Source organism: Prauserella shujinwangii (assembly GCF_003001955.1).
GTDB lineage: Bacteria > Actinomycetota > Actinomycetes > Mycobacteriales > Pseudonocardiaceae > Qaidamihabitans > Qaidamihabitans shujinwangii.
Map to the genome: position 1 here is coordinate 222,863 of NZ_PVNH01000002.1, position 12,634 is coordinate 235,496.

The 12,634-nt window shown below is 62.4% G+C and carries 10 protein-coding genes; 8 read left to right on the forward strand and 2 right to left on the reverse strand.

Annotation, left to right across the window (positions count from 1 at the left end; genetic code table 11):
* Window positions 1-5: 5 nt before the first annotated feature.
* Both B0I33_RS04345 and B0I33_RS04350 read right to left on the reverse strand, forming a co-directional pair.
* The gene (locus B0I33_RS04345; RefSeq protein WP_181193174.1) at window positions 6-1,103 is read right to left on the reverse strand and encodes an alpha/beta hydrolase; all 1,098 of its coding nucleotides are present in this window, start codon (window positions 1,101-1,103) and stop codon (window positions 6-8) included.
* Window positions 1,104-1,505: 402 nt separating this feature from the next.
* Complete coding sequence (locus B0I33_RS04350) at window positions 1,506-2,393, reverse strand: alpha/beta fold hydrolase (RefSeq protein ID WP_106177217.1); 888 nt, start codon at window positions 2,391-2,393, stop codon at window positions 1,506-1,508.
* Window positions 2,394-2,667: 274 nt separating this feature from the next.
* Between B0I33_RS04350 and B0I33_RS04355 the strand changes: the two genes are divergently transcribed.
* The 8 genes from B0I33_RS04355 (at window position 2,668) to B0I33_RS04390 (ending at window position 12,624) form a co-directional block, all read left to right on the forward strand.
* The gene (locus tag B0I33_RS04355) at window positions 2,668-3,312 is read left to right on the forward strand and encodes a TetR/AcrR family transcriptional regulator (protein ID WP_106177218.1); all 645 of its coding nucleotides are present in this window, start codon (window positions 2,668-2,670) and stop codon (window positions 3,310-3,312) included.
* Between the two features lie 228 nt (window positions 3,313-3,540).
* The gene (locus B0I33_RS04360) at window positions 3,541-5,061 is read left to right on the forward strand and encodes an AMP-binding protein (RefSeq protein ID WP_245900440.1); all 1,521 of its coding nucleotides are present in this window, start codon (window positions 3,541-3,543) and stop codon (window positions 5,059-5,061) included.
* A 35-nt stretch (window positions 5,062-5,096) separates the two neighbouring features.
* Entirely contained in the window at window positions 5,097-5,867 is a 771-nt protein-coding gene (locus B0I33_RS04365) for an enoyl-CoA hydratase/isomerase family protein (RefSeq protein WP_106177219.1), read from the forward strand.
* Between the two features lie 4 nt (window positions 5,868-5,871).
* On the forward strand, window positions 5,872-6,621 hold the full coding sequence (locus B0I33_RS04370) for an SDR family NAD(P)-dependent oxidoreductase (protein ID WP_245900441.1): 750 nt from the start codon (window positions 5,872-5,874) through the stop codon (window positions 6,619-6,621).
* A 1,078-nt stretch (window positions 6,622-7,699) separates the two neighbouring features.
* On the forward strand, window positions 7,700-8,776 hold the full coding sequence (locus B0I33_RS04375; protein ID WP_181193175.1) for an AraC family transcriptional regulator: 1,077 nt from the start codon (window positions 7,700-7,702) through the stop codon (window positions 8,774-8,776).
* A gap of 155 nt (window positions 8,777-8,931) precedes the next feature.
* The gene (locus B0I33_RS04380) at window positions 8,932-9,732 is read left to right on the forward strand and encodes a class I SAM-dependent methyltransferase (protein ID WP_106177221.1); all 801 of its coding nucleotides are present in this window, start codon (window positions 8,932-8,934) and stop codon (window positions 9,730-9,732) included.
* 1,227 nt (window positions 9,733-10,959) lie between these two features.
* Window positions 10,960-11,262, forward strand: coding sequence for a hypothetical protein (locus B0I33_RS04385; protein ID WP_146147452.1), 303 nt, complete (start codon window positions 10,960-10,962; stop codon window positions 11,260-11,262).
* Between the two features lie 159 nt (window positions 11,263-11,421).
* The gene (locus B0I33_RS04390) at window positions 11,422-12,624 is read left to right on the forward strand and encodes an ABC transporter substrate-binding protein (RefSeq protein WP_106177223.1); all 1,203 of its coding nucleotides are present in this window, start codon (window positions 11,422-11,424) and stop codon (window positions 12,622-12,624) included.
* Window positions 12,625-12,634 lie beyond the last annotated feature (10 nt).

Below are 12,634 nucleotides of genomic sequence, written 5' to 3' on the forward strand. Positions count from 1 at the left end.
TGGGATCAAGAGTCGATGGTCTCGGCCAACGGTGTGATGACCGCCTCAGGCGGAGGGGGTGTTAGCGGTGGTAAAGGACGGTCTAGTTCAGGCAGCATGCTTGCGGTCTCCGAGGTCGCCGTGCTGACGCAGGACCTCCGGTAGTCAGCAGCTTGTTGACCGCGAACTCCCATGGCTTGGTCGGCGAAGTAGGCAACCAGTCGTTGAAACTGCCGAGCATTGCGGTGTAGCGCGACGTCATGAGCCGCATCGGGTACCACCGCCGCGCGCAGGCAGGCACCTGGATTCAGCGCCGGAGCTTCCCAGGCTGCGAAGCGTTGCCCTGACAGCTCGAGGTCAGCGGGGCCAGCGTCGGATGTTGCGTCGGTCGCGCAGTAGATCGCGTTGTCGCCGCACGCCAAGGTATCAAATTCGCCATTAATGACGAATGTGGGCACCTTGATGTGTTTGTAGGTCCCGTCGTAGGCGCCTTCGAAGAAGGTTAACCACTCTCCGACGGATGCTCCGTTCGCCAGCTCTTTGTCCTTCTGGACCACGCCCGGATCAGTGTTGGGCTGGTAGTAGAGTTGAGGTACTTCCCGGCCGGCGGGCAGCGCCTGCAGGTAGCCCGGATCGATGGCCCACGGCTGCATGCTGGTGACCGGCGACAGAGCAGCCGGCGTCGCCAGCGCCGCGAAGGACCCCGCGGTAAGAAGATTCAGCCGAGTGCTGTAACCGGTGCCAATGTTGACTTCGGTGTCGTTGTACAGGGCCGTTTCCGTATAGGTGATGATGCTACCCAGCGAGTGCCCCACCAGACCGGTGTGCGGGAACCGGATCCCCGCGATCGTACCGTCCTTGAGTTTTTGGATGAGCTGGTGGACGACTGCGGCTTGTGCGGGGACAGTGGCCAGTGCACTCAGGGGATGTCCGCTACGGCCGATTCCAATGCGATCGATGTTGAGGGTCGCGTAGCCGTGCTGGTTGAGGTAATTGACTGTTGAGTAACGTTCAGGTTGATACGGGAAGTCCCAGTACCAGGTTCCGTAGCTGAGGCCATGGACGAGGACTAGTACCGCTGGCGGGTTACCCCTCCGGGACTCCGCGAGCGCATCGCGGCTCATGCACAACTCACCGTAAACGTGTGTGTCCACCCCACTCTCCGCGCCCGGAGTCATCAGGGTGGTCGCAGCGGGCAAGGTGGCAACGGGAAGGGACACCGGAATACCGCCTACAAACGGGCACACCTTGTCCTTGGCGGACGTGGGAGTGCCGAAATCTCGATGCGGTACATTTGACCTGCCAGCAGGGTTCCGGAGCAGTTCGTCGGGGAACTGGATATTTGACAACGTTTCGTATATTCCGCCCGTAGGCGCAGGTGGTGACTCTACACTTTCGGCGTTGGCCGGAATCGTCGAGGCTAACAGTGTTGCTGTTATAGTGGTAAGCACAAAAATCCACGGGCGGCGCATGCAGACTCCTTTGTCATGCATCTGGCTGGCGTTGACGGTGTAGCCGATTACCGATCAGCCGGCAAATGCGGCTATTTCGTTGGCGACGGTGCTAGCGCCCGCCTTGGAGAGCAGAATTGTGTGGTGGTTGCTGTCCGGGATCTCGACCGTACGCAACTGCGGGATTCGCAGTTCGAGTTCGGCGCGCACTCGCGGCGTGATAACCTCGTCCCCGGTGCCGGTGAGTCCCTGTGGTGCCGTTAACAGCAACGCAGGAACGCGGACCTGCTCCAAGCGCTTGCCGACGGTGTCGTGGTCCACCACATCACGCCAATCCGTTCGAACGCATTCCTCAGAGATCTTGGCCACCAGTTTGTTGTCCAGTTTCGCAAGGTCATATTCGAAGTGGACGCGCCCATACGCGTCGATTCCAGTCGGGTACACCGGCGTGTTACGATAGTAATCCAGGTACTCGTCGATGCTGTTCCATCGCCGCCTAAACTTGGCCAGAAAAGGACCGAGACGGAGATCGAGAAGCTCGTCGGGACTCATTGTGAGCGGATAATCGCGCCAGAATCCACCATCGATGAAGATCACGCTCTCGACCCGTTCCGGATACTCGGAAGTCACCGCACTGGCGACGTAGGCACCCATAGAATGGCCAACCAGAACGGCTCGGTCAACTCCGACCGAGTCCATGGCTGCTACCACATCAGCCGCATGCTGACGTAAGCCAAAAGGCGATCGCTTGGACGAGTCCCCGCGCCCACGGCAGTCGATCGCCAGGATCTTATAGTCCGCCAACTCACTGGCGAGTCCGACGAATGCACGTGATTGAGACGTAATTCCGTGGATGCAAACAAGAGGCCCCCGCGAACCGGACCACTCGGCGCCCGCAATGATTGCGCCGTCCGACGCGGAGACCATCAGGTTCTTCCATGGTCGAATCTGGATTTCTGTCATCGTTGACCCTTCCTCAGATGCATCGCCGAGACAGTGCTCGCAGCAGACACCACCCCTCAACGCCTGCACGGACGTACGCCCATCACCGTCAACCGATCAGCCGAATCGTCACCGTGAGTGCGTACGGTTTCGAACACGCTAGTACCCAGATTCGTACATCGATAGGGGTCTCACCCATCTGGGGGCCACGCTCCACCTCGGGATGATGTCTCGCCATCGCGGTACGATGGAGGGTCCGATCGTTCCGTAGTCGGTATCGCATGGAGGTGACGTCATGGCCCGGGTCTTCCCAGGCACACCGGGGGCGGCAAGCGGCCTCGCCCGCAAGCGACGCAAGATTGACGACGGCCGTCGGGAGGCGATTGTCGTGCAACTGCGCGAGATCATCCTCTCCGAGGGCTTCGCCCGGACGACGAGCGACGAGCTGTCTGCACGGCTTCAATGCTCAAAGTCGACGCTGTATGCCATCGCCTCCAGCAAACATCACCTGGTGGCCACCGTGCTCAAGCACTTCTTCAGGGAGGCGGCGGAGAACGTAGAGAAGGAGGTAGCGGCGATCGAAGATCCGGCAGCGCGCATCTCCACCTACCTTGCTGCCGTCGGAACGCAGATGCGCCGGATGTCCTCCACCTGTTACCAGGACATGCTCGAGGATGACGCCACACGTGAGATCTATGTGATCAACTCGGCCGCAGCCGCCCGCCGCGTCCGCGAACTCGTCCACCAGGGCGTTGACGCGGGACACTTCCGCCCAGTCCATGCCGAGTTCGTTGCCGAGGCTGTCGGCCTGCTCATCGAAGGCATTCAGAACGGCGAACTGCTGGACCGGACGGGGCTGTCGAACGGCGACGCCTTCATGGAGCTCAGCGACCTCGTGGTAACCGCGCTCACCAACCAGCCTGGGCAACAGGCAACCTGAGCCGCCTATCGGCATACCCTGCCACAGACCTTGTCGCGAACTGATGCGGGTACTATCGTACGTCAATCAGTACCAAACGACGAGGTGATGACCATGGATGCGCCACCATTCCCGCCTGGACCATGCGATCAACGGGTCGATGAACTTCTCCAGCGGTACAGCGCGGGAAACACTCCCACCAGTGAGCTTCTCTGTGATTCCCGGCATGATGAGGACGTCGCCTACACGGTGATCGATCACGACCTAGACGCTCGTATACTCACCTACGGTGAGCTGGAAGCTTCTTCACGCAGGCTGGCCGCAGCCCTGCGTGATCTGGGGATCGGTCCCGGGGACCGGGTGGCTACATGGCTCGGTAAGAGCAGTGAGCTGCTAGTCGCAGTGCTGGCGACGTGGCGGCTGGGGGCGGTGTACGTCCCGCTGTTCACTGCCTTTGCAGCGCCGGCTGTTCGCACTCGTCTGCGGGACAGCGGTACGAAGGTGCTCATCTGCGACGACACACAGCGACGCAAGCTGACCACCGAAGCGCTGCCCGACAACACCACTGTGGTAGTCGCCGGCGATCCGACCCATCCCGACGACGTATCGTTTACCGACCTCATTGACTCGACACAGCCTCTTGCGACGTCCTACCGGGACAAGCCCGATGATCCGCTCATTCAGATCTTCACCTCCGGCACCACGGGCACGCCGAAGGGTGTACTCGTGCCGAAGCGGGCATTGGCGGCCTTCCATGCCTACATGGAGTTCGGGCTCGACGTCCGTCGCGACGACGTGTTCTGGAATGCCGCCGACCCGGGCTGGGGATACGGGCTCTACTTCGGGATCATCGGTTCATTCTGTAGCCGGGTGCCGAGCGTGCTCGTGCAAGGCGGCTTCTCCGTGGAACGGACGTACGAGGTCCTCTCCCGGCTTCGTGTCACCAACTTCGCCGCCGCGCCCACCGTCTACCGGGCGCTCCGCTCTTCAACCGCGCCTATCCCCAGGGACCTGGCGATCCGAGCTGCCTCCGCCGCCGGCGAGCCGCTGACCCCCGAAGTCAACCAGTGGGCCGTTCGTGCCTTGGGCGTTGCAGTCCACGATCATTACGGCCAGACCGAGCTTGGCATGGTCATCAACAACCACCACCATCCGGAACTGCGCAAACCGTTGCGGAAAGGGTCGATGGGTCACCCTATGCCCGGGTGGACAGCCGCCATTCTCGAAATGGACGGCGACACCGTTGCACCGCCGGGCACATTGGGCCGGATCGCCTTCGACCTCCAGCGTAGCCCGCTGGCATGGTTCACCGGTTACGAGCGCGCTCCGGAGAAGACCGCAGAGAAGCACTCGGCGGACGGCAGGTGGTACCTGACCGGCGACACCGGCTACGTCGACGGCGATGGCTATTTCCATTTCCAATCACGTGACGACGACGTCATCATCATGGCCGGGTACCGTATCGGCCCCTTCGACATCGAATCCGTGCTCGTAACGCATCCGGCGGTGGCCGAGGCTGCCGTGATCGCGGCACCCGACCCCCTCAAAGGCGAGGTTCTCGAGGCCTACGTGGTTCCCCGGGACGATCTCCGCGATCCCGCACAGCTGACCCGCGATCTGCAGCAGTTGGTCAAGACCAAGTACGCCGCTCACGCCTATCCCAGACAGGTCCATTTCGTCTCAGAACTTCCCAAGACTCCCAGTGGCAAGATCCAACGCTACGTACTCCGTAAGAGGCGGGTCGAGCAGACGGAAGGCGTCGTGTCGTGACCCTTCACACCCAGCACCGAAAAGCTGCCTCAGTCGTGCCGGCCACCCCCTTGGCAGTGGAGCAACACGAAGGGGTTTGCTGGTTGCGGCTCAACCGTCCACATCGGCGCAATGCCCTGGAGCCACAGCTGATCGCCCGGCTCAACGAGGAGATCTCGCACGCGATCGACGACCAGGACATCGCCGTCGTGGTGATTGCAGGCAACGGTCGGAGCTTCTGTGCGGGTGCCGACCTGCGATACTTGCTGGGTCATGCCCACGCCGGGGGCGATCCGGTGCCCTTCCTGACCGAAGTCTCACGATGCTTCGACCGTATCGAGCAGTGCCCGAAGCCTGTCATCGCCGCCGTTCACGGCCACGTCGTCGCAGGCGGTCTGGAACTGGCGCTTGCCTGCGACATCGTGATCGCCGAGGCCGGAACACTGATCGGTGACGGCCACGTTCGCAACGGGCTTCTCCCGGGTGGCGGGGCGAGCACCCGTCTACCTCGCAAGGCTGGTGAACCACTGGCACGGTGGCTGATGTTGTCGGGGACACTGATGCCAGCGGAAAAGCTGGCCACACATGGGCTCGTCCACGACATCGCACCACCGGGACGACTGTCGCAACGTGCCGCGCACCTCGCGGGGCAGCTAATACACCCGCCGGCCCGCCAAGCGCAGGCTGGAGTCAAAGGCCTTCTCCACCAGTGGAACGACGAGCACGACTCGCAGCAACGGGAGCTCAAGGCGTTCGCACGACACTGGCGCAATTCCGACATCCGGCCAACATTGGAGCGATTCGTCTACGGACGACGAGGAGAGTGAGCGAGTGCGCAGGTACGACAACCACGTCGCGATGATCACAGGCGCGGCGCAAGGCCTCGGCCGCGCCATCGCAGAACGGCTTAGCATCGAAGGCGCGTCCGTCTCCCTGTGCGATATCAACTCGGTCGCATTGAAAGAAGCAGCAGCGAAACTCGACCCAGCAAGGACCGTTACCTGTCCGGCCGATGTCACTGACGACCAGCAGGTGAAGGAATGGTTCGCGCTTACGCTCAGCCGATTCGGCAAGGTCGACATACTTGTCAGCAACGCCGGCGTCATTCGTGACAACCGGCTCGAGAACATGGGCGACACCGACTGGGACGTCGTACTGGACACCAATCTCCGTGGCATGTTCCATTGCTGCCGAGCAGTGTTCCCGCACATGAAAGAGCAAAACTACGGCCGCATTGTCGGCCTCACCTCCATGTGCTGGCGCGGCAACTTCGGCCAAGCCAACTACTCGGCAGCCAAAGCAGGTGTGGTCGCGCTCGCTCGAACGATAGCGCTCGAAGGCGCGGCGCACGGCATCACTGCGAACGCAGTCGCACCAGGTCTTATCGACACGCCGATGCTGGCCTCGATGGACGCACGCGCACGCGACAAACTCGTATCCCGAGTACCGCAGAGACGAGTAGGCCGACCGGAGGAGATCGCCGAAACGGTCGCGTTCCTCTGCTCAAAGACAGCCGGATACATCACCGGAATCGTCCTTGATGTGGACGGTGGCATCGGCATCGGCTCGAGTCTCCGCTAATGGATGCATTGAACATTCAGATACAGAAAAATGGTGACACCCGCTGTCTGTGCTGCGGTGGAACCGTGCTTACGTTCTGCATACCGCCGAAGAAGGTCGACACATCATCAACAACGTGCCATGAACAGTGGGGAAGGATTGAACGAGGGTTGAGATCTCCCGCCCTTTCCTTCACGCGGTGATGGATCTGGTCGAAGCAAGCCAGCCGGTGCCCGATGTCGCCCGAGATGTGCTCATGAGCACACAACGGTCTAGGCCTGGCACGTACGGGCGCATCGAAGGGCATGCGGCCGAGCGTCCCATACAACGAGGAGGCGGAGCCGGCCGCTGCGAGAACGGCTGATCGCTTAGCGCCACTCCCGGAGCCCCCTGCGCACCGACGTAGTTCGCCGGGGGCACCAAGCCTCGCTAGGTACCGACGGGGCCAGGCTGGTGAGAGCTGGACTTGGAGCTTGCCCGCCGCCAGTGGTATGCACCGTGAAGGGTCGGCCCGCCACAGCCGGTTTGGTCCGTCGGCGGCGAAGTAGGCCGCGCAAGGTGGTCGCAGACAGCCTCTGGCCTGGCGACGGCGGCGACGGCACCGAGCTTCGGCCGCCGCATCGCCCGAGATCAACAACCGCAAGGTAGCCGTATCCGGCGATAGTGCGAACGTCGGGCAACGGCTGGCCAAGTTCGTGCCGTTACTGGACTACGATGTCGAGATCAGGCGGGTGGCGTGATCTCGACAAGCACGCTCAAGTCGTCGTCAGGTGCCCGCCATCGCCGCGCAGTCAGCGCCCGCGGCCGCTTACCCAGGATGCACGTGTCTCCACCGCAGCGCCCGTTCCCTGGGCCTCACCGGCCGCGGCACGGAGCGATAGGCCATGCGGTGGATGCCGGTGCCGAACGCGTTCGCCATCACCTTCTCTGGCTGCACCAGCCCGAACAGCATGGTGCCGGTACCTAGATCAGACCCACCGCCAGCAACCGCTCCCGCATCACTCTTGCGGCACATGAAGGAGTTCAGTAAGGTGCAAGTTGCAACATGCACCTTGTTGTGAGTTTGCCGATCCAGGGGCGGAGGTCCGGCAAAGTGTCAATGGGCGTAGAGCTCAAGGAGCTCAGCGCAGATCATCCAACAGGAGAACAGGCGTCAACCGAGCAAAGGATCCCCGCGCAACGATCGCGCTCCGCGCAAACGGGACATTTGCCGCTTCAGAGATTCGCACTATTCAGATCAAGCGACATCAAACTGGTGGAGGAAGTGATAGGGCGCGCGTTTCGCGAAGCGAGCGTCAGATTGACAGATCCGGCTTCGAAGCTTGACGCGCGATTCCACACTCGCCGCCTCCATCACTCATCGGTCAGCTATGTACGCTACGGAACGGGAGTAACGGTTTCCCTTGCGGAACCAGGTTCCTTCTATCTAGTCGTCGTGCCCATGACGGGCAAAGGTACAATCAGATGTCGCGAAAATGAGCTCGAGGTACATCCTGGACACGCGGCCGTGTTGTCCGCAGACCACGCCATCACTGCAACGTTCTCTTCCGACTGCACTCAGTTGCTGCTAAGGATCGAGAAGACTGCACTTGGCGCATGCTTGGCACAAATGTCCAACGCGAAGCTACACGACGCGATTGCATTCAACCCGCGAATGAGTCTCGTCTCCGGGTATTGCCGTACATGGTACTGGAGCCTACGAAACCTGGTCGAGGAGCTCGACTGGGAAGACAGTATGATCCACAACCCGGCATTCGCTCGAAGATGGGAAGACGAACTAGTAACCGGCCTTCTCCTTGCTCAACCACACAATTATTCGGCAGTCCTGCTCGGTGCGCGCGATGCGGCAGTGTCCTCGCGCACAGTCGAAATGGCGATCGAGATCATCGATGCCCAGCCTATGGCTAAACATACGGTTACCAGTCTGGCACGGCAAGTCGGAGTCACTCCGAGGACGCTCCAGAAGGCATTCAGACGGCACATTGACGTCACACCAAACTCTTACCTGCGGGACGCGCGGCTACAGCGGGCCCGCAATGACCTTCTCGTCTCACAGCTCGACGTCTGCACCGTTGCGGAAATCGCCAAGCGTTGGGGGTTTGTCCACGCAGGAAGATTTTCCCAAATATACAAGCAGCGCTTCGGCGAGAGTCCGTCCGACACGCTCCGTGCTTGAGGTCGAAGCTCCCTGGTTCGCCCTGCAACATCCGTACGATCGATTTCCTGATTCAGACAGCGCAGTGAGCTGGGCACCCGGCTCCAATACATGGTTTCAATGCTGCCCCCCTCCCAATTCGGACACAATAAACACGTATCTGACAGTGATGGGACATGCTTTTCATGAACAAAGGATCGAGAACGATCAGCCAATACGGGGAAATCGTCTTCACCTCGAGCGAGCTCGAACGCGATCGACTGGTTTCACTGGCTTCTATATTCGACTCCACGACGATCGACTGTCTTCGGGCGATTGGCGTCGCGCCAGGCTGGCGATGCCTCGAAATCGGGCCCGGCGCGGGCACGATGGCATCGTGGTTGGCCGAACGTGTTTACCCGGGCGACGTGATAGCTGCGGATCGCGACACGACTGCGTTCGAGAGCCCGCCCAGATCCAATCTCACAGTGACGATCGCTGACGTCACCGACGGCGCAGCAATGGCTCGGCTGGGTAGCTTCGACCTCGTATACGCACGCTTTGTGCTGATGCATCTGAACGAACGTAGGCAGGCTTTGGGCAACATGATCAAGTCTCTCCGTCCCGGCGGTTGGCTGCTCATCGAAGACCTCACGGACTTGCCTGCGCGGTCTCCCCTTACAACGGAAGGTATGGCCTGGCTGTGGAACAGTCTCGGCCGGGCGATCGGAACGGATGCCGACTGGGGACGAGCTCTGCCAGATCCTCTTTCCGAACACGGTCTGGTCGACACCGACGTTGCGGTCGACGTTCCGGTTGTGCGAGGTGCAGGCCCATTCGCTCGCTTTCTCAGCACCACCTTCGGTAGCACGCTGAATCAACTCGAGAATGCCGAGGTCTCAGAATCAGTCGAAAGGTTTCTACGGTCTCTTGATGATCCCGAGTACATCGACTGGCCCCTGGCACTCGTCTCGGCCTGGGGACGTCGACCAACCTAAGGATTGAGTGGGTGGCAGGCCGGCATTCCACCGGTCAGCAGCACTGACATCGGCCTCCTGCCCGATCCGCTCGCTCCACGTGTACACCGCGTTACCACGACGAGCTCCGACCGCATGCTGGTGTGGCCGCTCAATGGGAGTCGATGGACACCTCGCCGGCCTCTCGCCGGCCCGATGCCGACGCCAAAGGCCGATCACCCGCCGCTGCTCATCAGTCAACTCATGCCTACGTCGGCATCCGCATGCCGGGCATGGCGGCGTCGATGTGACCGGCGGCGCAATGATCACTCATACGGACGTCCCGGCCTACAACAGCTGGCCACATCGGCGGTTCACGCCATTCCTCAAGGTAGCCGGGTCACCGTCGGTAAACCGGCTGTTCCAGCAGGGTGATGTGCGACCGCGGCAGACGACTGAGCGATGCTTCGACCACGCCTGCGGTGGTCACCATCGCCACGCAATCGTCAGCCACGGGCCGGGGGCGAACGTCAGTGCCGGATACGAGCAGCCGCGCGTCGCGCGATAGCGCGCATGGACAGCCTGGCCAGAACTGCACAGGAACACCGGGCGCTGAGGACTCAATGACGAGAACCTGTGCGGGCGGCGAACGGAGCTGAACCGGCCGACGGTGCTCAGCTGCGACGGAGTCGGACCAGTACAGCCCCGTCCGTTCGCGTCATGTGCGGCGACACCGAGACATTCGATGGTGCTGGCACACAGAACTGCCATTTCTGTGCCTCGCGAACACATAGCTTGCCGCTCGCCCGCTTGCCTATGGTCGTCGACAACAGTCGGCGGCCAGGCCGCCCAGGCGACCCTCCCTCGAAGAAGGCGTTTGGTGTGACAGAAGTTCGATCTCTCGATCAGCATGTGGTGCTGGGGCGCGGACGAAGCCGCGACCACCGTCGCGGGCTGCCAGGCTCGCACGTGGGCGTACGCGGGCTGATGTCACCGTCCCGCACTCCGTGCGGTTCACCATGGAAGTCCGTGTGCATCGCGTTCTCGCGGTCGACTGCCGAGCCCGTGGGCAGTCGACCGCGCAAGCGCTCTTCGGCGTGGCGAGCACGCCGACGATCTCGCGTTCGGAATGATCCGCCATCAGCTCGAATGAACCACTCGATCCGCCACTCCATGGGCCGCCCATGTCGCGGGCACGTTCGCCGCGCACCATTCCGACCGGTCAGGTGGCTCGCCTTCGTCGAAGGTGGTTCGCCCGCAGGAAGGGCCGTGCGTGGTTCCGACCGACGCGGTGCTCGACTCCTCACTCGGTTCTACCTCACCGGGTTTCCTCTGAAGTGGACGAGCCTCGTGCGACGGGCGGATCTTGACCAGCACCTCAACCACGACGAACAGATGCCGGTGTACCCGTTCGCCTACGACCTCGCGGAAGACGAGTCGCCACTGGAGGGCGGCATCGGCGAGGACGCCACGCGCGCCGACTGTGTGGATCTGCTCGACGCGGAGACTGTCAGCACAAGACTGGGCACCGTCACCGTGCCATCGCTGCTCATTCAGGCCCTGGCGCACTGACCGCGGTCGGTGACGAAGCGACCACCGACCACATGCAGGAATGTCCTCACAGCGAAGGTATCCAGAGCCTCGTCATCGACGTTTCTGCACAAACCACTAACCATCCTGCTGGGAGTCGGCTGCCCGCGCCGTCGCCCGCGCGATCGAGGAGGTCACTCGATGACGACCATTCGAATCACCCGGCGCACGGCACTGGCGTGGCTGGCCACGACGCTCGGGGCCTCGGCCACGCTGGCAGCCTGCGGTACTGGCGGTCCGGGCTCCGGCACCGGCGTCGACGCCGACCGCATCGTCATCGGGGTCCACGGGCCGAAGTCGGGTCCGGCCGCGGCCTTCACCGAGGGTGCCACCGCTGGGTTCCGGCTCTATGTCGACGACATCAACGCCCGGGGTGGCATCACCGGCCGGAAGATCGAGATCCTGGAGGCGGACGACCAGTACACCGTCTCGGGTGGAGCCGCGGCGGCCCGTCAGATGGCTGACAAGGTCTTCCTCGCTTACAACATCATCGGCGCTGACCCTGCCATCGGCGCTCTTCCGGAGTTCGAGCGGCAAGGCACCCCCTACCTCACCATCGCCGCACCACTTGAGCTCGCGCAGGACAGCGATGTGGCGTTCATCTTTCCGACACCACTCGAGCTGCTGGCCGAAGCAGTACCGTCGTTCATCCAGACCGAGCTGGACCCGCAAGGCACCAGGACCGTGGGCGTCATGTGGGAGAACCAGGATCTGATGCGCGAGATGCGCGATCGCTTCACCGCCGTGGCCAAGGAAGCCGGGCTGGACATCGTGGTGACGGAAAGCTTTGACCGCGACGCCACATCGTACGTGCAGAACGTCAAACGAGTCCGCGACGCCGGAGCCGATCTCGTAGTCCTACTCGGTGGCGTGGCGGTGCCGGAGGTGCTCAAGGCGTCCGAGACGATCGGCTACGACCCGATGTGGACCGGCGCCGGAGCCTGGACCTACGACATGATCAACGCGGCGTCGGGCGGGCTGATGGAAGGAATCAGGGCGCTGCGGGCAGGACCCGCGGCCGACGCACCGGACTACGAGGAGTTCCTGGCGAGGCTGCACAGTACACGCGATCCCTCCCCCACCGACGAGCTCGGCTACTCCGGATGGGCCGGCGCGAAGTTCATCGAGCAGCTGCTGCGACGTCTCGACGGCGACCTCACGCAGCAACGCCTGCTGGAGGAACTCGAATCAGGAACATCCAAGGCCAATCCGATCCGGCTGGACTCGCTGCCGCCGATCTGGTATGGACCAGACCGCCGGTACGGCAGCGATGCCGCGGTGCCCAGTACCGTCCGCAATGGACACTGGGTCATCACGGGTGACCCCGCCAGCCGGTTCGAGTGACGGCGGCGGC

Coding starts and splice junctions, on each gene's coding strand:
- B0I33_RS04345 (WP_181193174.1), bottom strand. CDS start 1,103: ATGAGCCGCGATGCGCTCGCGGAGTCCCGGAGGGGTAACCCGCCAGCG.
- B0I33_RS04350 (WP_106177217.1), bottom strand. CDS start 2,393: ATGACAGAAATCCAGATTCGACCATGGAAGAACCTGATGGTCTCCGCG.
- B0I33_RS04355 (WP_106177218.1), top strand. CDS start 2,668: ATGGCCCGGGTCTTCCCAGGCACACCGGGGGCGGCAAGCGGCCTCGCC.
- B0I33_RS04375 (WP_181193175.1), top strand. CDS start 7,700: ATGGGCGTAGAGCTCAAGGAGCTCAGCGCAGATCATCCAACAGGAGAA.
- B0I33_RS04380 (WP_106177221.1), top strand. CDS start 8,932: ATGCTTTTCATGAACAAAGGATCGAGAACGATCAGCCAATACGGGGAA.
- B0I33_RS04390 (WP_106177223.1), top strand. CDS start 11,422: ATGACGACCATTCGAATCACCCGGCGCACGGCACTGGCGTGGCTGGCC.